Here is a 21,392-nt window from a genome sequence, read left to right as displayed (position 1 = left end):
GTTCATTCTTCTGCCGTTGACGGTTGGACACACTTGGGGAAGACCCCATGCAAGAATGCGGATGACACGCTGGCGGCACCCTTCGTGATCACCCTCAAATGTTACTTAATACAAATAAAGCAACATAAAATTACGCAACTATGAACTGTGCGACTTTGTGAATGGAGACCTTGCCATGTATTCAGCCAGCCGACTCGCGGGTCTGATCGAGGCCTTTCAATCGCCGCAGGATGCCGAAGCGGTCCGTCTCGCCCTGCCGCTGGAGCACTGGCGTGTCATGGAAGGCCATCTGACGCTGGTCAACATGGTCGAGAGCAGCTTTCTGTTCCAGCGCGGCGGGCAGGAGCGCAGCCTCTACCTGCTCGAGAGCGGGCGGGTGGTGATCCATTACGAGAATTCGCTTGGCAAGCTGCGCATGGCCACGATTTCGCCGGGCAACATGTTCGGCGAGGCGAGCTTTCTGGGCCGCATGTCGCGCCAGGCCACTGCGCAGGTCGCCAATGTGGGCAAGGTCTGGACGCTGGGGCCGGTCAAGTTCGGCGAGTTGTGCAACCGCCATCCCGAACTGGCGCTGACGCTGACCCAGCTGGCCGCCACCGTGCTGGCCAAGCGCAGCTGCGATCGCAAGCGGCGAATCGCCATTGCATGATGATGCCGGGCCGCCAACCATGATCTGGAAAAGAAGCCTTTCGGACAAGCTGCAGGCCTGGCTGAGCGGCCGGCAGGACCAGGCCGTGCAACCCGCCGCCTACATCGATCGCAATGGCCAGATCGTGCCCCATCGCGAGAGAGGCGGCCCGCAGCTGGGGCAACGCAGCCGCGAGCGCCAGGAGCAGGTGCGGGCCTTGCTGGGCGAGGCGATGATCCGTGCCGGCGTGCTCTCCGGCCAGTACAAGTCGCATGTGGTGATGCAGGGCGATGCGGGCAACCGGGTGATCGTGCTGGTGCGGCTCGACAAGTCGCTCGAGCACAGTGCCGAGCGGCAGGCCGAGGTCGAGGATCATCTGGTGCTGGCGGCCGGCCAGCAAGGCATCGAGGTGCAGAACGTGGTCTGGATAGGCAGCCGGCGCATGGTCGATCCGTCCGCGGTGACCTGGGACCTGGGCCTGCCGCCGCCAGTGCCGCCCCAGGACGAAGCGTCCGCTGACGAGGCGGACGCCCCAGCAGGAGATGTCGGGAACGATGCAGCGCCGTTGGCGGGCGATGCCGGTGAGCAGACGGCATTTGCCCCCACCAGGGCGTGGAGCCGTGGGGCTTTGAGCGGCCGCCCCGGCACTTGATCCATTCGCGGCAGATTGTGGCGGGTCGTGGATCAGCCAGGCTGCGCGGCCCGTGGCCCTGACAGGCGTCAGTCTGCCGAGGGGGTGGTGCGGGTCTTGCGGGCCGCGCCTTGGGTGGCGGTTTTGGCCGTCGCCTTCGGTTTCCTGGTTGCTGTTCGGGCGGACGTCTTGGCTGCTGCCGGCTTGGCGGTGCTCTTCTTCACGGCCGTCTTTCTGGCGGCAGGCTTGTTGCCGGTTTTGGCTGCGGTTTTGGCAGCTGCCTTGGTCGTGTTTTTGGCGGCGGTTTTCGTCGTGGCCCGGGGGGGTGACTTGACCGCAGTCTTTTTCACGGCGGTTTTGGGCTTGGTCCTGGCAGCCTTGGCTGTGGGGGCTTCGGTTTCGGTGTCAGCGGCCTTGGCGGGAGCCGCCTTCTTCGGCTGCTTCGGCTTTGGGGCGGCCGCATCGGCGGTGCGTGACGCGGCCTTCTTGGTCGCCGCGCTGGCCTTGACCGGCTTCTCGCCCCAGATTTCCTCGATGCGGTAATAGTCGCGGATACCCGGCTGCATGATATGCACCACGGCAGGGCCGCAGTCGACGATGATCCACTCGCCGTTTTCCTCGCCTTCGGTGCGGGGCTTGTCGAAGCCGGCCTCGCGCAGCTTGTCGCGCACGCTGGCGGCCAGCGCCTTGGTCTGGCGCGAGGAGGTGGCCGAGGCCACGATGACGCGTTCGAACAGCGGCGAGAGGTGGGTGGTGTCGAACGCCGCGATGTTCTGGGCCTTGATGTCTTCCAGACCGTCGATGATGGCTTTTTGCAGTTGGGACAGTTGGCGCTTGGCGGCGGTATCGCTGAGGGTGGTCATTCGCTGGTGGCTGCTATGGTGGTCGGTGGGGGAGGCGGGGAGATGGGGCAAGAGGGCAATGGGGTGCGGCATCCGGGCCTGAATGGCCCGCGCCGCATCTTAACCAGCCTCAGGATGCTTGCCAAGTTTGATGGTTGCTGGAGCGGCGGGGATGGCGTTGGGCGTGGCTTTCTCGGTGCCTTTGATCAGTTTTTCAGAGCCAGTCGCGCCGGACCAGGAATTTTTCGGTCAGTTCGGCCTCGGGCGAGCCGGGCGGGTCCTGGCGCTGGTAGGCCCAACTGGCATGGGGAGGCATCGAGAGCAGGATGGATTCGGTGCGGCCGCCCGATTGCAGGCCGAAGTGCGTGCCGCGGTCGAACACCAGATTGAACTCCACGTAGCGGCCGCGCCGGTAGCGCTGAAACTCGCGCTCGCGCTCGCCCCACGGCTGGTCTTTGCGGCGCGCGACGATGGGCAGGTAGGCCTGGAGGAAGTGGTCGCCGACCGACTGCATCATGGCAAAGCCGCCGCCAAAGCCCAGCTCGGAGAAATCATCGTAGAAGATGCCGCCGATGCCGCGCTGCTCCTGACGGTGCTTGAGGTGGAAGTACTCGTCGCACCATTGCTTGAAACGCGGGTACTTGTCGGCGCCGAAAGGCTGCAGGCTGCTCTGGCAGACCTGGTGGAAGTGCCGGGCGTCTTCCTCGAAGCCATAGTATGGCGTCAGGTCCATGCCGCCGCCGAACCACTGCACGGCGGCGCCGCCGGCGGGCTGAGCCGGCCGGGCGCTGATCATGCGCACGTTCATGTGCACGGTGGGCACATGGGGATTGCGCGGATGGAACACCAGCGAGACGCCCATGGCCTCGAAGGGCGCGCCGGCGAGTTCCGGCCGGTGCTGGGTGGCCGAGGGCGGCAGCGCCGGGCCGCGCACGTGCGAGAAGCCGCAGCCGGCGCGCTCGAACACCGTGCCATCCTCGATGATGCGGGTGATGCCGTCGCCCTGCAGGGCTTGGCCAGCCTCCTTGCGCCAGGCGTCGCGCACGAAGCGTTTGCCGCTGCCGGCTTCCCGTTCGATGGCTTCGAGCGCGTCGATGATCGATTGCTGCAGGCCCAGCAGGTAGTTGCGCACGGCCGCGAGCTGGGCCCCGGTGCCCGCATCGGCTGCGGCCTGCGTGTGCGCGCCGAGGTCTGGAATGCTGCTGGATGTCATGCGTCAGGCCTTGACGGCGCGGTGGCCGATGTCCTTGCGGTACTGCTCGCCATCGAAGTGCACCCGGCTGGCCACTTCATAGGCGCGCTGCTGGGCCAGCCGCACGTTGTCGCCCAGCGCGGTCACGCACAGCACGCGCCCGCCGCTGGTCTTGAGCGTCTCGCCATCGAGCGAGGTGCCGGCGTGGAACACCACGGCGTCATCCGCCTCGGGCGGGATGCCGGTGATGGCATCGCCCTTGCGCGGGTGTTCCGGATAGCCGTGCGCGGCCATCACCACACCGAGTGCGACGCGCCGGTCCCATTCCAGCTCGACTTCGTCGAGCCGGCCGTCGATGGCGGCGCCCAGCACTTCATACAGGTCGCTCTTGAGGCGCATGAGGATCGGCTGTGTCTCCGGATCGCCCATGCGGCAGTTGAATTCCAGCGTCTTGGGTTGGCCCTTGGCGTCGATCATCAGACCGGCGTACAGAAAGCCGGTGTAGGGAATGCCGTCGCGTTCCATGCCGCGCACCGTGGGCAGGATGATCTCGCGCATGGCGCGGGCATGCACGTCGGCAGTGACCACCGGCGCGGGCGAATAGGCGCCCATGCCGCCGGTGTTGGGCCCCTGGTCGCCATCGAGCAGGCGCTTGTGGTCCTGGCTGGTGGCCAGTGCGAGCACGTTCTTGCCGTCGGAGAGCACGATGAAGCTCGCTTCCTCGCCGGCGAGGAATTCCTCGATCACCACGCGCGCTTCACCGGCGTTGTGCGTGGCGCCATAGCGGTTGTCCAGCAGCATGTCGTCGACAGCCTCGCAGGCCTGCTCGACGGTTTCGGCCACCACCACGCCCTTGCCGGCGGCCAGGCCATCGGCCTTGACGACGATGGGCGCGCCCAGCTTGTGGATGAAAGCCTTGGCGGCGACCGGGTCGGTGAAGGTCTCGAACGCGGCGGTGGGGATGCCGTGGCGCTGCATGAAGGCCTTGGAAAAGGCCTTGGAGCTCTCGAGTTGCGCGGCGGCGCGGGTGGGCCCGAAGATGCGCAGCCCGCGGGCGCGGAAGGCGTCGACCACTCCGGCGGCCAGCGGCGCCTCGGGGCCAACCACCGTCAGGGCGATCTTCTCCTGCACGGCCCAGTCGGCCAGTTCCTCGACATCGGTGATGGGCAGGCTCTGAAAGCGTGGATTCAGGGCCGTGCCGCCATTGCCGGGGGCGACGAACAACTGGGTGACGCGGGGCGATTGCGCCAGTTTCCAGGCCAGCGCGTGTTCACGGCCGCCGCCACCAATCACAAGGGTTTTCATAGCAAGGGTTCGGAGTTGTTCTGTGTCTGCGTGGTGCGGGCCGATGGCATGCTGCTCTCTTACAGCTCGGCGTTGTGGTAGACCTCTTGCACGTCATCGAGGTCTTCGATCACGTCCAGCAATTTCTGCATGCGTTCGGCGTCATCGCCCTCGAGGCTGATGGTGTTGTCGGCACGCATGGTGACTTCGGCCACCTCGGCGTGGAGGCCGGCGGCCTCCAGCGCTGCTTGCACGGCCTCGAAGTCGGCCGGCGAGGTCAGCACCTCGACGGCGCCATCATCGTCGGCGATGACATCGTCGGCACCGGCTTCGAGCGCGACTTCCATGACTTTGTCCTCGTCGGTACCGGGCGCGAAGATGAACTGGCCCACGCGCTGGAACTGGAAGGCCACCGAGCCTTCGGTGCCCATGTTGCCGCCCCACTTGCTGAAGGCGTGGCGCACTTCGGCAACGGTGCGCTGGCGGTTGTCCGTCATGGTGTCGACGATGATGGCCGCGCCGCCGATGCCGTAGCCCTCGTAGCGGATTTCCTCGTAGCTCACGCCCTCGAGGTTGCCGGTGGCCTTGTCGATGTTGCGCTTGATGTTGTCGGCCGGCATGTTGGCGGCCTTGGCCTTGTCGACGGCCAGGCGCAGGCGCGGATTGGCCGCCGGGTCGCCCCCGCCGGCGCGCGCCGCGACGATAATCTCGCGTATCAAGCGTGTCCAGATGCGGCCGCGCTTCTCATCCTGCCGGCCCTTGCGATGCTGGATGTTCGCCCATTTGCTGTGCCCTGCCATAGTAGTGCCTGCCAGTCCTCGATGGTTTGAATACGGCTTGCGCAACGCGGGTGCAGGCGCGATGCCATGCCCCATGGGGTGTCGTCGGCGCACCCCCGTTTGCGCAAGTCCTGTTGAATTGTCTGGTTCTGTCGGTCGACGAAAGACGCCATTTTACTTTTACCCGCCCAACTCCGGAGCAACCATGCCTGAACCCCTGCTGATCGCCAAGAATGCCCAGACCGAATGCCTGCTGCTGCCGGCGCTGGCCAATCGCCATGGCCTGATCACCGGCGCCACCGGCACCGGCAAGACCGTCACGCTGCAGGCCATGGCCGAGCAGTTCTCGAAGATCGGCGTGCCGGTCTTCCTGGCCGACGTCAAGGGCGATCTCTCGGGCATCAGCCAGCCCGGCAGCATCGGTGCCAAGCTCGCCGCCACGCTGGAGCAGCGCGGCATTGCGCTGCCCGAGCCCTGGGCGGCGCCCACCACCTTGTGGGACGTGTTCGGCCAGAGCGGCCATCCGGTGCGAGCCACCATCTCCGACATGGGGCCGCTGCTGCTGGCGCGCATGCTGGGCCTCAACGACACGCAGTCGGGCATTCTCTCCATCGTCTTCAAGGTGGCCGACGACCAGGGCATGCTGCTGCTCGACCTCAAGGACCTGCGCGCCATGCTCCAGCACGTGGCGGACAAGGCGGCCGAGTACCGCACCACCTATGGCAACATCAGCGCCGCCAGCGTCGGGGCGATCCAGCGCGCGCTGCTGCAGATCGAGGAGCAGGGCGCCGACCGGTTTTTCGGCGAGCCCATGCTGGACATCGCCGACTTCATGCAGACCGATGCCAAGGGCCAGGGCCTCGTCAACATCCTGGCGGCCGAGCAGCTCATGAACGCCCCGCGCCTCTATGCCACCTTCCTGCTGTGGATGCTCTCGGAACTGTTCGAGCACCTGCCCGAGGTGGGCGACCTCGACAAGCCCAAGCTGGTGTTCTTCTTCGACGAGGCGCACCTGCTCTTCAACGACGCGCCCAAGGTCCTGCTCGAACGCATCGAGCTGGTGGTGCGGCTGATCCGCTCCAAGGGCGTGGGCGTGTACTTCGTCACCCAGAACCCGACCGATATTCCCGATACCGTGCTCGCGCAGCTGGGCAACCGCGTGCAGCATGCGCTGCGCGCCTTCACGCCGCGCGACCAGAAGGCCGTCAAGGCCACCGCGCAGACCATGCGGCCCAAGCCGGGGCTGGACATCGAGGAGGCCATCACCGAACTGGCCGTGGGCGAAGCGCTGGTGAGCTTTCTGGATGCCAAGGGTACGCCCGGCATCACCGAGCGCGCCTTCGTGATTCCGCCCGGCAGCCAGATCGGCCCCATCACCGAGGCGCAGCGCCAGCAGCTCATCGCCGGCTCGCTGGTGGCTGGCGTCTATGAAAAGACGGTGGACCGTGAATCGGCCTATGAAATACTGGCCCAGCGCGCCCAGGCCAGCGTGCAGGAGGCCGAGGCCGCCAGCGGCCAGACCACGGGTATCGGCGGCGTGATCAACGACTTCCTGTTCGGCAGCACCGGCCCGCGCGGTGGCAAGAAGGACGGGCTGGTGCAGTCGGTCGTCAAGTCCACCGTGCGCACCCAGGCCAACCGGCTCGGCCGAGAACTGCTGCGCGGCGTGCTCGGCGGCCTGATGGGCGGCGGCAAGAGCCGCAAGTGACGGAGTGCTGGCGACGGGGAGACACTGATCGCCTGTGCCACCCATGAAGGGGCTTTGATCAGGTGCCGGGAAGAAAAGTGTGAAGCAGGCCGATACGCCGGATTCTGTGCATGGCCGTTGCCGGCCATGTGACCACCATTAATCTGGGCCGCCGGTCGCCCGGACGGCTCGGTGCTACCTACCCGCATGCTCACCGGGCCGGGTCATCGCATGCCTATTTGGTATTGCTGCGCGTAGAGATTGCCCGTTTCACCCGCCAGGCCCGAAAGCCCGGCGACTCGTCTCTGTTGCTCTGATCCTCACCTCGCGGTGGGCAGGTGTTACCTGCTACGCTGCCCTGTGCAGTCCGGACGTTCCTCCAGTGCCGTGTTTCCACGCTTGCACCAGCGGCGGTCTGGCCTGCTTCACGGCGCGTATTATCGGCGATGTGCGCTGGCGTGGCCGGATTTCGTGCCGTGGCAGAATCGAGCGCCTGCCGCGGTGTCCGGATTTCTCCGGGGGCATGGCGGGCAGACGACTTTTCCAGGCAAATCCTATGAGCATTCAGACCGACAGCTGGGCCAGCGACCTTCCGGGCGCGGATCGCACGGACGCCGGTGGCGCGGCCCGCGGTGGCCGCAGCCCGGCGATCAGTGCCGCGCCCGTCTCCGGCCGCGAGGAGGCGCTCGAGCGCGCCCTGCGGCCCAAGCTGCTGCAGGAATACGTGGGTCAGGCCAAGGCGCGCGAGCAGCTGGAGATCTTCATCGGGGCGGCCAGAAAGCGCCGCGAGGCGCTCGACCACGTACTGCTGTTCGGTCCGCCGGGCCTGGGCAAGACCACGCTCTCGCACATCATCGCCGCCGAGCTGGGCGTGCACCTGCACCAGACCAGCGGTCCGGTGCTGGAGAAACCGCGCGACCTGGCGGCGCTGCTGACCAATCTGGAGCAGGGCGATGTGCTGTTCATCGACGAGATCCACCGCCTCTCGCCGGTCGTCGAGGAAATCCTCTACCCGGCGCTGGAGGACTACCAGATCGACATCATGATTGGTGAAGGACCGGCGGCGCGCTCGATCAAGCTGGATCTGCAGCCCTTCACGCTGGTCGGGGCCACCACGCGCGCGGGCATGCTGACCAACCCGCTGCGCGACCGCTTCGGCATCGTCGCGCGGCTGGAGTTCTACACCGCCGAGGAGCTCGCGCGCATCGTCAGCCGCAGCGCCGGCCTGCTCTCCGTGCCCATCGATGCCGAGGCCAGCCTGGAAGTGGCGCGCCGTTCGCGCGGCACGCCGCGCATTGCCAACCGGCTGCTGCGCCGCATTCGCGACTATGCCGACGTCAAGGGCAACGGCCGCATCACGCTGGAGATGGCGCAGAAGGCCCTGGCCATGCTGGATGTGGACCCGTTGGGCTTCGATGTGATGGACCGCAAGCTGCTCGAAGCCGTGCTGCACCGTTTTGATGGCGGTCCGGTGGGACTGGACAATGTGGCGGCCAGCATCGGCGAGGAGCGCGACACCATCGAGGACGTGATCGAGCCCTATCTGATCCAGCAGGGTTTCCTGCAGCGCACGCCGCGCGGGCGCATTGCCACGCAGGCAGCCTATCGGCACTTCGGGCTGCTCGTGCCCGAGCGCAAGGCGGGCGATCTGTTCGATTGAACCGGCAAGCGGGGCTATTCCGACAGGTGCTCATGCCGAACCACCGATGGGGGCGGCGAATGGCCGCAACGTCTCGATGGCCCGTTCGGCGATGCCCCGCAGTTCCGGTTCCGTCGCGCCATCCTGCGCCTGGATGGACATGCCCTGGATGATGGCGCCCAGGTAGCGCGCCAGCGCCGCACTGTCCGTCGTGGGCCTGAATTCGCCGGTGTCGATGGCGCGATCGATCCGGTGCCTGAATGCCGCGATGGCCGCTTCGCGCAGCTGCGCGGCGTAGCGGACCTGCTCCTGGTTTTCGGCTGCGCAGGCCAGCACCGCCGTCGATACCATGCAACCCCGCGGCCGGTCGGCCCGGCAGAATTGCGCGGCCGATTCCCGCAGCAGGCGCGCGAAGCCGGCGATGGCGCCGGGCTCCTCTTCCAGCGCGCGCGCCGAGAAGGCGCCGGTGGTCTGCTGATAGTGCTCCAGGACCTCGTGATACAGCGCGGATTTGGAGCCGAAGGCCGCATACAGGCTTTGCGCGGTGATGCCCATGGCCGCCGTCAGGTCGGCGATGGACGCGCCTTCGTAGCCCAGCTTCCAGAACGCGAGCATGGCACGCTCCAGCACGGTGCCGCGATCGAAACTCGGTGGCCGGCCACGGCGGCGTGGCTGGCTGTTTTTATTTATCACATCGATCACTATTGAAAATTGGTGGGAACCGGTGTAGATTTGTGGAACGGTCGTTGTGGTTATTCTACCGATGCTCTTTCCCCAATCCCTCGTTCTCATCAACCGGATCGAAACCATGTCCAAGCCTTTGCTGATGGCGGCCGCGCTGGCGGCTGCCGTGCCGCTGGCCGATGCGCAGCCGCCATCCTTCGCTGCGCTCGATGCCGCCATCGACCGGGCCATCGCCCAGCAACGCATCGTCGGCGCCGTCGTGCTGGTCGCGCACGGCGGGCAGGTCGTCTACCGCCGCGCGGCCGGCCTGGCCGACCGCGAGCAGCGCCGGCCGATGCGTGAGGACGCCATCTTCCGCCTGTCCTCCGTCACCAAGCCGATGGTCTCGGCCGCCGCGCTGCGGCTGGTCGAGCAGGGCCGGCTTGATCTGCAGGCGCCGGTGACCCGGTGGCTGCCGGATTTCCGGCCGCAGATGCCCGATGGCAGCATGCCGGTGATCACCCTCCATCAGTTGCTCACGCACACGGCGGGACTGAGCTACGGGTTGCTGGAGCCGGCCGATGGCCCCTATCGCCGCGCTGGGATCTCCGACGGACTGGATGATGCCGGCATCACGCTGGAGGAAAACCTGCGCCGCATCGCCGGCGTGCCATTGGCCTACCCGCCAGGCCAGGGTTGGCGCTATTCGGTGGCGCTGGATGTGCTGGGCGCCGTGATGGAGGCGGCCACCGGATCGGACTTGTCGCTGCTGCTGCGGCAGCACGTCACCGGCCCGCTGCACATGCCAGATACGGGGTTTCGCGTGGTTGATGGCGCCCGCCTGGCAACGCCCTACCAGGATGCCCAGGATGGCGGCGCAGAACCGCAGCGGATGGCGCCACAGGCGCAGGTGCCGTTCGGCGAGGGCCGCATCCGCTTCGCGCCGGATCGCGTGTGGGACGCTGGCGCCTATCCGTCCGGCGGCGCGGGGATGGTCGGAACGGCGCCGGACTTCATGCAGTTCCTGCTGAGCCTGCGGCCGGGCGCCATGTCCCGGCTCCTGAAGCCCGAGACGGTGGCCCTGATGTTGCGCGACCATGCCGGAGTTCAGGCGCAGACCCAGGGGCCGGGCTGGGGCTTCGGCTATGGATGGTCGGTGCTCGTCGATCCGGCGCTGGCTGGCACGCCGCAGGGGAAGGGAACCATCCAGTGGGGCGGCGTCTATGGCCACAGCTGGTTTGTCGATCCTGTGCATGACCTGGCGGTGCTTGCCTTCACCAACACGGCGATCGAAGGCATGTCGGGGGCATTCGCACAGGATGTGCGCGATGCCGTTTATGCGGCGCTACTGCCCGTGGCGGCACCATGAGCTCGTGAAAAAGCCGCCGGCATCGGTGGATGCGGGCGGCTTGTCTGGGGCGTCGGTGCCAATCGGTCGTCAGCGCGCCTGGCGCACCACGGCCGAGTCGATGCCCTGCTGGTCGAGCTGGCGCTTGAGGTTGGCGGCATCCTCGCTCTTGCTGAACGGGCCTACGCGTACGCGATAGACGGTCTGGCCCTGCTGCTCGCGGCTGGTGATGCGGGCGTCCCAGCCGTTCATGGCCAGGCGCGCGCGCTGCGAGTCGGCATCGCCTTGCGAGCGGAACGCGCCGGCTTGCACGAAGTACTGGTAGGCGTCGGTGGCCGCTGGCGGCGGCACGGCGGGCGCAGCCGCTGTTGCCGGGGCGGAGCGGTTGCCCAGTTGTGCGGCCAGTTCGCCCAGCGGGTCGGAGCCAGGTGTCGATTCGGGTGCCACGGCCACCACTTCGGAAGGCGGCTCGGGCTGCACCGGTGGCTGGTCGACCGGCGTCACGCTGCGTGGGGGCGTGCCGCTGCCGGCATTGCCGCCGCCGAGCGCGGCATTGGGGTTCCAGTTGCGGTTGCGCTCATCCTCGGTCGAATCCAGCGACGAGGGGCGCGTGTGGGCGTTGGTGTTGATGAAGGGCACGGGCATCTTCGAGACCACCAGCGCCACGGCGATGGCAATGCCCAGACCGATGACCAGCCCGATCAGAATGCCGGCGATGGTGCCGCCGCGCTGCTTTTTCTTCATAGTCCGTCTCAGTTCCTTGACATGCGCGTTGACTCGCACGCCTCACATCTCATGCATCACATCACACATTACATGCGTTCGGGCGCACTGACGCCCAGCATCGCCAGGCCGTTGCGCAGCACCTGCGCGGTGGCTGCGATCAGCGCCAGACGCGCCAGTTTAACCGCTTCGTCCTCGACGAGGATGCGCTCGGCATCGTAATAGCTGTGATAGCTTGCAGCCAGCTCGCGCAGGTAGAAACTGACGTCGTGCGGGGCGAAATCGCGCGCCGCGCCGGTCAGCACGTCGGGGTATCGGGCGAGCTGCAGCAGCAGCGCCAGCGCCGGCGCGGTATCGAGCGCGGCCAGCGGCACGCTGCCGAGCGCGGCCACGTCGCCACCCCAGTCGCGCAGGATCTTGTTGATGCGTGCGTGGGCATACTGCACATAGTAGACCGGGTTGTCGTTATTCTGTGCCACGGCCAGATCGACGTCGAAGGTGTACTCGGTGTCGGGCTTGCGGCTGAGCAGGAAGAAGCGCACAGCGTCCTTGCTGGTCCATTCGATCAGGTCGCGCAGCGTTACGTAGCTGCCGGCGCGCTTGCTGATCTTGACTTCCTCGCCGCCACGCACCACGCGCACCATGGTGTGCAGCACGTAGTCCGGGTAGCCCTGTGGAATGCCCACGTCCGCGGCCTGCAGCCCGGCGCGCACACGCGCGATGGTGCCGTGGTGATCGGTGCCCTGGATGTTGATGGCCCGGTGGTAGCCGCGCTCCCATTTGGCGATGTGGTAAGCCACGTCCGGCACGAAGTAGGTGTATGTGCCGTCCTGCTTGCGCATCACGCGGTCCTTGTCGTCACCGTAGTCGGTGGTCCTGAGCCACAGTGCGCCGTCCTGCTCGTAGGTCTTGCCGTGGTCGATCAGGCGCTGCACGGTCTGTTCCACCCGGCCACTGCCGTAGAGGCTGGATTCGAGGAAGTACTCGTCGAACTTCAGGTTGAAGGCCTGCAGGTCCTTGTCCTGCTCATTACGCAGGTAGGCCACCGCGAACTGGCGGACGTTCTCGTAGTCATCCGGGTTGCCATTGGCGCTGAATTCGCGATCGTCGGCCTTCACGGACTTTTTGGCCAGGAAATCGTCGGCAATGTCCTGGATGTAGTCCCCGTTGTAGGCGGCCTCGGGCCAGCCCGAATCGCCGGGTTTGATGCCTTTTGCACGAAGTTGCGTACTTTTGGTGAGAGTGTCGATCTGCACGCCCGCATCGTTGTAATAGAACTCGCGGTGCACCTGCAGGCCCTGCGAGGCCAGCAGCTTGCAGATGGCATCGCCCAGCGCGGCCTGGCGGCCGTGGCCCACGTGCAGCGGGCCGGTAGGGTTGGCCGAGACGAATTCGACGATGACCTTGTCCGCACGGGCGGGCTGCAGGCCGAACTGCGAGCCGGCGGACAGCACCTCGCGCACCAGTTGCTGCTTGGCCTCGGGCTTGAGGCGGAGGTTCAGAAAGCCGGGGCCGGCGATCTCGACGGCCGCGACCCATTGCCGGTAGGCGGGCAGGGCCTCCAGCGCGTTCTTGATCTGTTCGCCCAGCTGGCGCGGATTGGCCTTGAGCGGCTTGGCCAGTTGCATGGCGGCGGTGACGGCCAGATCGCCGTGCTCGGGCTGGCGCGGCTGCTCGAAGGTGGCCTTGGCACCGGCACCAGGGGAGAGGGATTCCAGGGTGCTGGCGAGGCCATCCAGCAGGTCTTGTTTGATTTTCAGCATGGGCGTGATTTTAGGCGGGCGCGGTCGTGCTGCGGTGGATGAAAGGGCCAGCGTCAATGCGCCATGCCGCAGCCTTTGCCTGGCGGTGGTTCCGGCCGGGCCGCGAATGGCATTTTTGCGGCTGCCCTGTCGCAACTTGTGGGGAAAACTCTGGCTTACCGGCGAATTTCGCCGTCGCCGAGCACCACGTACTTCAGCGAGGTCAGGCCTTCGACGCCCACCGGCCCGCGGGCGTGGAACTTGTCGGTGCTGATGCCGATCTCGGCACCCAGCCCATATTCGAAGCCATCGGCAAAGCGCGTGCTGGCGTTGACCATCACGCTGGCCGAGTCGACCTCGCGCAGGAAGCGCTGCGCGTGGCGGTGGTCATTGGTGACGATGGCGTCCGTGTGATGGCTGCCGTAGGTGTTGATGTGGGCGATGGCCTCGTCAAGGCCCTCGACGATCTTGATGCTGATGATGGGCGCCAGGTACTCGGTGCGCCAGTCTTCCTCGGTGGCGTCCTGCACTTCGGCGCCATCGACGCGGCTGACCAGCGGTCGTCCCTCGGGCGTCACGCGCATCTGCACGCCTTTGGCGGCGTAGATCGCGGCGATTTCGGGCAGGAAAGCCTCGGACACGCCGCGCGCCACCAGCAGCGTCTCGGTGGCGTTGCAGGGGCTATACTTCTGCGTCTTGGCATTGTCGGCAATGGTCACGGCCATGGCGATGTCGCACGGATCATCGACGTAGGTGTGGCAGATGCCGTCGAGGTGTTTGATGACCGGCACCTTGGCGCCTGCGCTGATGCGCTCGATCAGGCCGCGGCCGCCGCGCGGGATGATCACATCCACGTACTCGGGCATGGCAATCAGCCGGCCCACCGCCTCGCGGTCGGTGGTGGGCACGAGCTGCACGCCGTCTTCGGGCAGGCCGGCGGCGGCCAGCGCCTGGCGCACCAGCGCGGCCAGCGCCTTGTTCGATTCGATGGCCTCGGAGCCGCCGCGCAGAATGGCCGCATTGCCGCTCTTGATGGCCAGGCTGGCGGCCTCGATGGTGACGTTGGGGCGGCTCTCGTAGATCATGCCGAACACGCCGATGGGCACGCGCATCTGGCCGACGCGGATGCCGCTGGGCTGCTGGCGCAGGCCGATGATCTCGCCAATGATGTCGGGCATCTTGGCGAGTTGCTCGCAGCCCTGGGCGGCGGTTTCCAGCACTTTCGCGGTGAGCTTGAGGCGGTCCACCATGGGTTCGGCCAGCCCTCCGGTGCGGGCACGCTCGACGTCCTTGGCGTTCTCTGCCTGCAATGCCGGGGCCTGCTGGCGCAGCAGATCGGCCAGGGTTTGGAGTGCCAGCGCCTTTTCGCTGGTGCTGGCGGTCGCCATGCGGGCACTGGCGCGGCGTGCCTGCACGCCGATGGCGTGCATGATGTCGTCGATCGGGAGGGTGTTCATGGCGCTATTGTGCCAAAGCCGCCGCCTGCGCGTTTGCGTGTCGTCTGCGTGCCCGTTCTAGCTGCATCAGGCGGTGCCGGGCAAGTCTCGATGCGGATGTGCCAGCCATGCTGGCACACTGTCACGCGGATAGAACGTAGAACGCTATCCTGGCAATCCCACGATCCGGCAGGAGACAGACCATGACCTCGCCCCAGCTCCCGATCCAGGCCCTGTTTGTGCTCGCGCAGATGCAGGAGCGTCTCGAACAGTTGCGCGGCCATCAGTTGACGGCCCACGCGTTCAGCGCCTGGGCGCTCGAGCAGGCCGGGCTCTTCACGGCGCTGCCTTCCAGATACGAGCAGGTGCTGCGTGACCTGCTCAACCGGCTCGAGGCCGGAGCATCTTTCCGCGAGGAAAGCTGCTCGTTCAGCCAGAGCGAGTTGCACGAAAGCCTGCAGCTGTGGCTCGACAAGGCGTGTCAGGTTCTGGAGGCGCCGGCAGGGCCCTGAGTGGAGCGTGGCTGGCGCCTTTGCCATGGCGGCCGGTCAGCCTCTACACTACGCAGTTCGGTGCGGGTGCTGCCCCGGCGCCCGCCGAATGTCGCCTTCGAACCCAGGAGTGCCGCCCCAATGCATCCGGATCATACCGATCAACTTGTCAGCGCCGACCCGGTGGACTGGCCGGTCGCACCCGGCTGGATGTCCACCGTCGATGCGTTCTTCGGCAGCTCAACCGGTCAGCGCCTGCTGCACTTTCTGCAGCAGCGGCTTGATGCCGGCGCACGCATTTTTCCACCGCAGCCGCTGCGGGCACTGGAGCTGACGCCGCCTGAGGCGGTGCGGGTGGTGATCCTCGGTCAGGACCCCTACCACGGCCGCGGCCAGGCCGAGGGGCTGGCCTTCTCGGTGGCACCGGGTGTGCCGCTGCCGCCTTCGCTGCGCAACATCTTCAAGGAAATCGAGCGTGATCTGGGCACGCCGCCACCGCCGTTTCCCAGCCCTGGCGGCAGCCTGGTGCAGTGGGCCCGCCATGGCGTGCTGCTGCTCAACACCTGCCTGACGGTCGAGGAAGGCCAGGCTGCCAGCCATGCCGGCAAGGGCTGGGAGGTGCTGACGGATGCCATCATCGCCCAGGTCGCCAACGGCCCCAGGCCCGTGGTGTTCATGCTGTGGGGCTCGCATGCGCAGTCCAAGCAGGCGCTGATCCCGAAGGACCACGGTCACCTCGTGCTGCTGGCCAATCACCCTTCGCCACTGTCGGCGTTGCGTCCGCCCCGGCCTTTCATCGGCTGCGGGCATTTCAGCGCCGCCAAGGCCTTTCGCCAGCAACAGGAAAAGACCGAAGCAAAGGTGGAAACAAAGGCCGAGGCGCCAGGCTCCGCATGAGCTTGGCGCCTCGGCCTTTGTCACTTTGTCAATGGTGTGAATCGGGGGGTCAGAAGCGGTAGCCGACGCCGACCGACAGGGTCCACGGGTCGATCTTGGCCTTGCCGATCTTCTCGCCATTGAGCTTCACATCGGACGAGATGTCGATGTAGCGCACGTCGGTGGTGAAGAACCATTTGTCGTCGATCTTGATGTCGACGCCCAGCTGGCCCGCCAGGCCCCAGGAGTCATCGAGCTTCAGGCGCGAGCCGGCCAGCGGGCCGCGTGCCTTGGTGCTGAAGAAGCGCGTGTAGTTCACGCCCAGGCCGACGTAGGGCTGGATGGTGGATTGCGGCAGGAAGTGCCACTGCAGACTCAGGGTGGGGGGCAGTTGCTTGGTCTCGCCGATCTGGCCGAGCGCGCCTGCGGCCGTGCTGCCATGCACGCTGTGCTTGAAGGGCAGCGCACCCAGCAGTTCGATGCCGATGTTGTCGGTGGCCAGGTAGGTCAGGCTGAAGCTCGGGCGCGTGCTGCTGCCGACATCCAGGTCGATGCTGTTGCCGGCCACCGAGCCATTGTCGGACTTGGGCTTGACGTGCGTCAGCCCGAATTTCAGCAGGACGTCGCCGGTTTGGTGCGCCAGCACCGGGCTGGCGGCGAGCATGCCGGTGGCAATCAGACAACAGGTGGCGAAATGGCGAGCGGCCATGGTGCTTCTCCCTTCAATGCTTATCGCAGGTTAATAAATCTGTAACACGCGCAGTGTGTGCCTTGACTGCGGAGTCGATCTTTGACCTGGGTCAGCAGTGCACTGAAAAGGGGCGGGGTATTAGAAGCTGTTCACGATTTTTCGTGGGTGATGCAGGACGCCAAGAATGCAGAGGGCAAGGCGGGCAGCGCCGCCCATGAAAAGATCGTGAACAGGTTCTTAGGTCAGTCGTCGCTGGTGGGTGGCCAGTTGCTGGCGAATCTGCGCCGGCGCGGTGCCTCCCAGCGTGTTGCGGGCGCCCAGCGAGCCTTCGAGGCTGAGGGCCTCGAACACGTCGGCGGCAATGGCCGGATTGAAGGCCTGCAGGTCTTCGAGCTGGAGTTCGCCCAGGTCCACGCCGCGTTCGATGGCGATGCGCACCGCGTGCGCGACGGTTTCGTGCGCGTCGCGGAACGGCAGACCCTTCTTGACGAGGTAGTCGGCCAGGTCGGTGGCGGTGGCATAGCCGCGCAGCGCGGCCTGCCGCATCGCCGCGGCGTTGACGGTAATGCCGCCCTCGCGCGCACCGGTGGCCGGGTTGAGCTGGCCGCCGATCATCTCGGCGAAGATGCGCAGCGTGTCGCGCAGCGTATCGACGGTGTCGAACAGCGGCTCCTTGTCTTCCTGGTTGTCCTTGTTGTAGGCCAACGGTTGGCCCTTCATCAGCGTGATGAGACCCATCAGGTGGCCCACCACGCGGCCGGTCTTGCCGCGTGCGAGCTCGGGCACGTCCGGATTCTTCTTCTGCGGCATGATGGAGCTGCCGGTGGTGAAGCGGTCGGCAATGCGGATGAAGCCGAAGTTCTGGCTCATCCAGACGATCAGCTCTTCAGACAGGCGGCTGACGTGCACCATCACCAGCGCTGCGGCGGCGGAGAATTCGATGGCGAAGTCGCGATCGCTTACCGCATCCAGGCTGTTCTGGCAGATCTGCGGCTGGCCATCGGCATCGACCATGCCCAGCTCGCGCGCCACCATGGCGCGGTCGAGCGGGTAGCTGGTGCCCGCCAGCGCGGCCGCGCCCAGCGGCAGCACATTGGTGCGGCGGCGCACGTCCGAGAGGCGCTCGGCGTCGCGCTTGAACATCTCCACGTATGCCAGCAGGTGGTGCGCAAAGCTCACCGGCTGCGCCACCTGTAGGTGGGTGAAGCCCGGCAGGATCACCTCGATGTTCTGTTCTGCCACGCCAACGAGGGCGCGCTGCACGTCCAGCAGCAGCGCGTGGATGCCGTCGATCTCGCCGCGCAGCCACAGGCGCACGTCGGTGGCCACCTGGTCGTTGCGGCTGCGGCCGGTGTGCAGGCGCTTGCCGGCATCACCCACCAGCGCCGTCAGACGCGCCTCGATGTTCAGGTGTACGTCCTCCAGGTCGAGCTGCCATTCGAACCGGCCGGACGCGATTTCCTCGCTGATCTGGTCCAGTCCGCGCTGGATGGCCGTCTCGTCCTCGGCCGACAGGATGCCCACTGCGTGCAGCATCCGGGCGTGGGCGCGGCTGCCGGCGATGTCGGCCTGCCACAGGCGCTGGTCGAAGAACACGCTGGCGGTGTAGCGCTTGACCAGATCGCTCATCGGCTCGGTGAACAGGGCCGACCAGCCTTCGCTTTTGGCGGCGAGCTGGTTGGCGGAAGGCTGCGGGGTGTGGTTTTCAGGCATGGAACTCGGGATAATGGTCGGGTTGCCAGTCATGGGCATCGCAATGGCCGGCGGCCGACTGGGCCCGCACGGCTGCAATGGACGACAGAACAAGATAAATGCGTGGGAGCGAATCCAAACAGGCGAAAGAGCCGATTCTAGCGGGCCGGCGCCGGCACGGCGCGGCCGTTGCCTGGGCCGCGCAGCCGTCGCAGGCCCTGCTGTTCGATGCCTGCCAGATCGGCGTGGTGCTGCGCGCCATCGTGCTGGTGGAACTGCCGCTGGCATTGATCGCATTGTTCGGTGCGGCCAGCGCGGCCGATTGGCTGGCCGCCTTTGCGCTGGCTACCGGCGTGGCCTTGCCTGCGCTGCTGGCCTGGCTGCTGGTGGCCTGCAGCCTGCGCCACTGGATGGGTCGGCAGGCTGCCTCGGTGCAATGGGCTTTTGCCGTGCTGCTGGGCTGGCTGTGCGGTATGCTGGCCGCAGCTCTGGCCGCGTATCTGGGCTTGCCGGCCGGGCCCGGCGTTTGGCTGGCTGCCGGCTTCTCGGGCATTGTCCTGGCGGCCGTGCTCACGCAAATGCTGGCGTTGCGCCAGCGCGCGCGCCAGCCAGCGGCCACGGTGGCCCGGCTGGCGGAGCTGCAGTCGCGTATCCGCCCGCACTTCCTCTTCAACACGCTCAACAGCGCGATCGCGCTGGTGCGCCAGGACCCGCCCGCCGCCGAGCGCATGCTTGAGGACCTGAGCGACCTGTTCCATCATGCGCTCAAGGACCCGGGCAGCGAATCCAGCCTCGAAAAGGAACTCGAGATCGCGCGCCAGTACCTGCGCATCGAGGGCATCCGCTTTGGCGAGCGCCTGCGCGTGCGCTGGAGCGTCGATGACGATGCGCTGGGCGCCAGCGTGCCGCCGCTGCTGCTGCAGCCACTGGTGGAAAATGCCATCAAGCACGGTATCGAGCCCAGCGCGCAGGGCGGCGAAATCCATGTGCTGGTGCGCCGCAAGGGCGCACGGGTGTATGTGCGCATCAGCAACACCGTGCCGCCGGTCGCCGGGCCTGGCGCAGCAGTGACCAGCACGGCCGGCAATGGCATTGCGCTGCAGAATGTACGGGCGCGTCTGCACCTGCTGCACGACATGGATGCCGACTTCAGGCAGCGCCTGCGCGATGGCCGCTACGAGGTGGGCATGGTGCTGCCGGCCAAGCCGCTGCCCGCCACGCCCGGGGTTAGCCGATGAATGCGCAGAGATTGCACCACCGCACCATGAACATTCTGATCGTCGATGATGAAGCCTTGGCACGCCAGCGCCTGCGCGTGCTGCTGGCCGACATGCCGGAACTGTCGTGCCAGGTCATCGAGGCCGCCGCCGTCAGCCAGGCGCTGGACATTCTGCAGCGCACCCGCGACAAGCAAGCCATCGACGTGTTGCTGCTGGATATCCAGATGCCGGGCATGGATGGCGTGGCCCTGGCGCGGCAGCTGCGCCAGCAGGCATGCGCACCTGCCGTCATCTTCGTGACGGCGCATGCCGAGCACGCCAGCCAGGCCTTCGACCTGGACGCGGCGGACTACCTGACCAAGCCGGTGCGGCTGGAGCGCCTGCGCCAGGCGCTCCGGCGGGCCCTGCTGCTGCAGGGCGCAGCGCCGCCGGCGCCAGCACCAGCCACCGCACCACAGTCAGCGGCGGACGCTGACTTCATCATCGTCAACGAGCGCCACCGCACCGAGCGCGTGCCGGTCTCGCACATTCTGTTCTGCCGCGCCGAACAGAAGTACGTGACGGTGCAGACGCTGGAGCGCCAATACCTGTACGACGGTTCGCTCAATGAGCTGGAGACGCGCTTTGGCATGCGCTTTCTGCGCGTGCACCGCAATGCACTGGCAGCCCGCCAGGCCATGCGCGGCCTGGTCAAGGCCTGCTCGGAGCAGGACGGCGAGCACTGGCTGCTCGAACTGCATGGCACGCAGGAAGCCCTGCAGGTTTCGCGCCGTCAGTTGCCACTGGTACGCGCCGAACTGCTCGGCCGGGCTCCCTGAGGGGATACTCGAGGTTCCTACGAGGTCTTGCCGGCGTCGTCTGCCGCGTCGTTGCCGGCGACGGCGGGAGCGGCCTCGTCAGCGGGGTGGCTGGGTTCGTCCGGCGCCGGCTGCTGGTGCAGCCGCGCACGTGCCAGGATCAGCCCCGCTTCCTGCACGCTCAAGCCGTACATCTCGGCAAACGCCGCCACACTCGCGCCACTGGCCTCGAAGGCGCGCAGCATCGCCTCGTCACGTGCGGACTGTGCGCTGGCCTGGGCCACCAGCTCCTGCAGCAAGGCCTGCACCTCGCCATCGCGCGTGCGCATGGTGCCGGCATAGTCTGCGGCACTCAGGCCGGTGGTCTCGATGTGCTGCTGCAGGCGCCGGCCCAGCCATTGCCTGGCTTCGTCCTGCAGTGTGGCCCGCTCGGCCTCGGGGCTGCGCGCGGCCTTGCGCTGCTTGCGGCGGAACAGTTCCACCAGCGCGTGAAAGACATGTTCGGCAGCCATCGGCTCGACCACCTGCAGGTCCAGATCGCGCCTCGACTGACCTGCGGCGACGGCTTGCAGATAGCGGGTCGAACGGGTGTGCTCGGCCAGCGCTTCCTTGAGATCCTCCTCGCCGAGTTCCGGAAGGGCCGTGCGCAGATTCTGGAAGATGCCGCGCTTGAGCGGCAGCGGCGCAGCGCCGAACAGCTTCGGATGTCGCGTTGCCAGTTGCTCGAGCACGGGATGCCGTGGGCGTGCCGCCGCGCGTGTCCGGGTTGGCTGCGTCCTGCCGCCGCGTCCACGCCTGGGGGCGGACCCGCCCTTGGGGGAGGGAACTGCAGGCGATGCATCTGGCTGCGAAGCGTCTGCAGCGCCGGAGAGGGGAGTGGTCGTGGTCATGAGGCGACGGAAGAAAAACCGGAAACCCGCCATCATGCCACCGCTGCAGCCTTGCCGACAACCGGCGATGCCCGATTGGTGGGGAATGCCCAACGATCGCCATGCGTCCACGCGCTCAGGGCATGTCGCTGGATGTGCGGT

General features: G+C 66.9%; 20 protein-coding genes and 1 other RNA gene. 9 read left to right on the top strand and 12 right to left on the bottom strand.

Annotated features, from left to right (window positions below; all coding sequences use genetic code 11):
* The first annotated feature begins 175 nt into the window (after positions 1-175).
* Both EV687_RS09475 and EV687_RS09470 read left to right on the top strand, forming a co-directional pair.
* Positions 176-649 carry a Crp/Fnr family transcriptional regulator gene (locus tag EV687_RS09475; protein WP_122230438.1) on the top strand — a complete coding sequence of 158 codons (474 nt, stop codon included), beginning with the start codon at positions 176-178 and terminating at the stop codon, positions 647-649.
* A gap of 19 nt (positions 650-668) precedes the next feature.
* Complete coding sequence (locus EV687_RS09470) at positions 669-1,280, top strand: hypothetical protein (RefSeq protein WP_122230440.1); 612 nt, start codon at positions 669-671, stop codon at positions 1,278-1,280.
* A 68-nt stretch (positions 1,281-1,348) separates the two neighbouring features.
* Here EV687_RS09470 and rsfS read toward each other — a convergent pair whose 3' ends face one another.
* The 4 genes from rsfS to EV687_RS09450 all read right to left on the bottom strand — a co-directional run bounded on the left by rsfS (position 1,349) and on the right by EV687_RS09450 (position 5,377).
* A complete protein-coding gene (gene rsfS, locus EV687_RS09465; RefSeq protein WP_122230442.1) occupies positions 1,349-2,122 on the bottom strand; it encodes a ribosome silencing factor in 774 nt (257 codons plus the stop codon).
* Positions 2,123-2,315: 193 nt separating this feature from the next.
* Entirely contained in the window at positions 2,316-3,314 is a 999-nt protein-coding gene (gene hemF / locus EV687_RS09460; RefSeq protein ID WP_122230444.1) for an oxygen-dependent coproporphyrinogen oxidase, read from the bottom strand.
* Between the two features lie 3 nt (positions 3,315-3,317).
* Positions 3,318-4,598: a phosphoribosylamine--glycine ligase gene (gene purD / locus EV687_RS09455; protein ID WP_122230446.1), complete on the bottom strand. Its 1,281-nt coding sequence runs from the start codon at positions 4,596-4,598 to the stop codon at positions 3,318-3,320.
* A 59-nt stretch (positions 4,599-4,657) separates the two neighbouring features.
* On the bottom strand, positions 4,658-5,377 hold the full coding sequence (locus tag EV687_RS09450; RefSeq protein ID WP_122230448.1) for a YebC/PmpR family DNA-binding transcriptional regulator: 720 nt from the start codon (positions 5,375-5,377) through the stop codon (positions 4,658-4,660).
* Between the two features lie 184 nt (positions 5,378-5,561).
* Between EV687_RS09450 and EV687_RS09445 the strand changes: the two genes are divergently transcribed.
* Positions 5,562-7,064 (top strand): helicase HerA-like C-terminal domain-containing protein, encoded by a 1,503-nt coding sequence (locus tag EV687_RS09445; protein ID WP_122230450.1) that lies wholly within the window; start codon positions 5,562-5,564, stop codon positions 7,062-7,064.
* Positions 7,065-7,141: 77 nt separating this feature from the next.
* Here the strand turns inward: EV687_RS09445 and rnpB are convergent.
* An RNA gene (rnpB, locus tag EV687_RS09440) (RNase P RNA component class A) lies at positions 7,142-7,470 on the bottom strand.
* Positions 7,471-7,599: 129 nt separating this feature from the next.
* Here rnpB and ruvB point away from each other — a divergent pair.
* Entirely contained in the window at positions 7,600-8,703 is a 1,104-nt protein-coding gene (ruvB, locus tag EV687_RS09435) for a Holliday junction branch migration DNA helicase RuvB (RefSeq protein WP_122230452.1), read from the top strand.
* A 30-nt stretch (positions 8,704-8,733) separates the two neighbouring features.
* On the opposite strand, the gene EV687_RS09430 is transcribed toward ruvB, so the two are convergent.
* On the bottom strand, positions 8,734-9,375 hold the full coding sequence (locus tag EV687_RS09430) for a TetR/AcrR family transcriptional regulator (RefSeq protein ID WP_207226419.1): 642 nt from the start codon (positions 9,373-9,375) through the stop codon (positions 8,734-8,736).
* 115 nt (positions 9,376-9,490) lie between these two features.
* Between EV687_RS09430 and EV687_RS09425 the strand changes: the two genes are divergently transcribed.
* Positions 9,491-10,714: a serine hydrolase domain-containing protein gene (locus tag EV687_RS09425; RefSeq protein WP_122230456.1), complete on the top strand. Its 1,224-nt coding sequence runs from the start codon at positions 9,491-9,493 to the stop codon at positions 10,712-10,714.
* 69 nt (positions 10,715-10,783) lie between these two features.
* Here EV687_RS09425 and EV687_RS09420 read toward each other — a convergent pair whose 3' ends face one another.
* From EV687_RS09420 to EV687_RS09410, 3 genes are all read right to left on the bottom strand, one after another.
* On the bottom strand, positions 10,784-11,437 hold the full coding sequence (locus tag EV687_RS09420; protein ID WP_122230458.1) for an SPOR domain-containing protein: 654 nt from the start codon (positions 11,435-11,437) through the stop codon (positions 10,784-10,786).
* A 68-nt stretch (positions 11,438-11,505) separates the two neighbouring features.
* The gene (gene argS / locus EV687_RS09415) at positions 11,506-13,179 is read right to left on the bottom strand and encodes an arginine--tRNA ligase (RefSeq protein ID WP_122230460.1); all 1,674 of its coding nucleotides are present in this window, start codon (positions 13,177-13,179) and stop codon (positions 11,506-11,508) included.
* 155 nt (positions 13,180-13,334) lie between these two features.
* Positions 13,335-14,615, bottom strand: a complete 1,281-nt coding sequence (locus EV687_RS09410; RefSeq protein WP_122230462.1) for a glutamate-5-semialdehyde dehydrogenase — start codon at positions 14,613-14,615, stop codon at positions 13,335-13,337.
* Positions 14,616-14,797: 182 nt separating this feature from the next.
* On the opposite strand from EV687_RS09410, the gene EV687_RS09405 reads away from it, so the two are divergent.
* Together EV687_RS09405 and EV687_RS09400 are read left to right on the top strand one after the other, a co-directional pair.
* Positions 14,798-15,106: a hypothetical protein gene (locus tag EV687_RS09405; protein WP_122230464.1), complete on the top strand. Its 309-nt coding sequence runs from the start codon at positions 14,798-14,800 to the stop codon at positions 15,104-15,106.
* A gap of 120 nt (positions 15,107-15,226) precedes the next feature.
* Positions 15,227-15,982: a uracil-DNA glycosylase gene (locus EV687_RS09400; RefSeq protein ID WP_122230466.1), complete on the top strand. Its 756-nt coding sequence runs from the start codon at positions 15,227-15,229 to the stop codon at positions 15,980-15,982.
* A 49-nt stretch (positions 15,983-16,031) separates the two neighbouring features.
* Here the strand turns inward: EV687_RS09400 and EV687_RS09395 are convergent, their stop codons facing one another.
* Together EV687_RS09395 and argH are read right to left on the bottom strand one after the other, a co-directional pair.
* On the bottom strand, positions 16,032-16,670 hold the full coding sequence (locus tag EV687_RS09395) for an OmpW/AlkL family protein (RefSeq protein ID WP_122230468.1): 639 nt from the start codon (positions 16,668-16,670) through the stop codon (positions 16,032-16,034).
* A gap of 219 nt (positions 16,671-16,889) precedes the next feature.
* Positions 16,890-18,365, bottom strand: a complete 1,476-nt coding sequence (gene argH, locus EV687_RS09390) for an argininosuccinate lyase (RefSeq protein WP_122230470.1) — start codon at positions 18,363-18,365, stop codon at positions 16,890-16,892.
* A 98-nt stretch (positions 18,366-18,463) separates the two neighbouring features.
* Between argH and EV687_RS09385 the strand changes: the two genes are divergently transcribed.
* Together EV687_RS09385 and EV687_RS09380 are read left to right on the top strand one after the other, a co-directional pair.
* Positions 18,464-19,582 (top strand): sensor histidine kinase, encoded by a 1,119-nt coding sequence (locus EV687_RS09385; RefSeq protein WP_242612562.1) that lies wholly within the window; start codon positions 18,464-18,466, stop codon positions 19,580-19,582.
* A gap of 26 nt (positions 19,583-19,608) precedes the next feature.
* Positions 19,609-20,382: a LytR/AlgR family response regulator transcription factor gene (locus EV687_RS09380; RefSeq protein ID WP_122230473.1), complete on the top strand. Its 774-nt coding sequence runs from the start codon at positions 19,609-19,611 to the stop codon at positions 20,380-20,382.
* 17 nt (positions 20,383-20,399) lie between these two features.
* On the opposite strand, the gene EV687_RS09375 is transcribed toward EV687_RS09380, so the two are convergent.
* A complete protein-coding gene (locus EV687_RS09375) occupies positions 20,400-21,092 on the bottom strand; it encodes a ProQ/FINO family protein (RefSeq protein ID WP_162846640.1) in 693 nt (230 codons plus the stop codon).
* Positions 21,093-21,392: the final 300 nt, after the last annotated feature.

Source organism: Corticibacter populi (assembly GCF_004217315.1).
Taxonomy (GTDB): Bacteria; Pseudomonadota; Gammaproteobacteria; order Burkholderiales; family Burkholderiaceae_C; genus Lampropedia; species Lampropedia populi.
The sequence above is the reverse complement of the archived record's forward strand: the minus strand, read 5'-3'. Positions and strand labels throughout refer to the sequence as shown.

What these genes read in the sequence shown, in the direction of transcription:
- EV687_RS09475 (WP_122230438.1), top strand. Translation starts at nt 176, where the DNA reads ATGTATTCAGCCAGCCGACTCGCGGGTCTGATCGAGGCCTTTCAATCG.
- EV687_RS09470 (WP_122230440.1), top strand. Translation starts at nt 669, where the DNA reads ATGATCTGGAAAAGAAGCCTTTCGGACAAGCTGCAGGCCTGGCTGAGC.
- rsfS (WP_122230442.1), bottom strand. Translation starts at nt 2,122, where the DNA reads ATGACCACCCTCAGCGATACCGCCGCCAAGCGCCAACTGTCCCAACTG.
- hemF (WP_122230444.1), bottom strand. Translation starts at nt 3,314, where the DNA reads ATGACATCCAGCAGCATTCCAGACCTCGGCGCGCACACGCAGGCCGCA.
- purD (WP_122230446.1), bottom strand. Translation starts at nt 4,598, where the DNA reads ATGAAAACCCTTGTGATTGGTGGCGGCGGCCGTGAACACGCGCTGGCC.
- EV687_RS09450 (WP_122230448.1), bottom strand. Translation starts at nt 5,377, where the DNA reads ATGGCAGGGCACAGCAAATGGGCGAACATCCAGCATCGCAAGGGCCGG.
- EV687_RS09445 (WP_122230450.1), top strand. Translation starts at nt 5,562, where the DNA reads ATGCCTGAACCCCTGCTGATCGCCAAGAATGCCCAGACCGAATGCCTG.
- ruvB (WP_122230452.1), top strand. Translation starts at nt 7,600, where the DNA reads ATGAGCATTCAGACCGACAGCTGGGCCAGCGACCTTCCGGGCGCGGAT.
- EV687_RS09425 (WP_122230456.1), top strand. Translation starts at nt 9,491, where the DNA reads ATGTCCAAGCCTTTGCTGATGGCGGCCGCGCTGGCGGCTGCCGTGCCG.
- EV687_RS09420 (WP_122230458.1), bottom strand. Translation starts at nt 11,437, where the DNA reads ATGAAGAAAAAGCAGCGCGGCGGCACCATCGCCGGCATTCTGATCGGG.
- argS (WP_122230460.1), bottom strand. Translation starts at nt 13,179, where the DNA reads ATGCTGAAAATCAAACAAGACCTGCTGGATGGCCTCGCCAGCACCCTG.
- EV687_RS09410 (WP_122230462.1), bottom strand. Translation starts at nt 14,615, where the DNA reads ATGAACACCCTCCCGATCGACGACATCATGCACGCCATCGGCGTGCAG.
- EV687_RS09405 (WP_122230464.1), top strand. Translation starts at nt 14,798, where the DNA reads ATGACCTCGCCCCAGCTCCCGATCCAGGCCCTGTTTGTGCTCGCGCAG.
- EV687_RS09400 (WP_122230466.1), top strand. Translation starts at nt 15,227, where the DNA reads ATGCATCCGGATCATACCGATCAACTTGTCAGCGCCGACCCGGTGGAC.
- EV687_RS09395 (WP_122230468.1), bottom strand. Translation starts at nt 16,670, where the DNA reads ATGGCCGCTCGCCATTTCGCCACCTGTTGTCTGATTGCCACCGGCATG.
- argH (WP_122230470.1), bottom strand. Translation starts at nt 18,365, where the DNA reads ATGCCTGAAAACCACACCCCGCAGCCTTCCGCCAACCAGCTCGCCGCC.
- EV687_RS09385 (WP_242612562.1), top strand. Translation starts at nt 18,464, where the DNA reads ATGCGTGGGAGCGAATCCAAACAGGCGAAAGAGCCGATTCTAGCGGGC.
- EV687_RS09380 (WP_122230473.1), top strand. Translation starts at nt 19,609, where the DNA reads ATGAACATTCTGATCGTCGATGATGAAGCCTTGGCACGCCAGCGCCTG.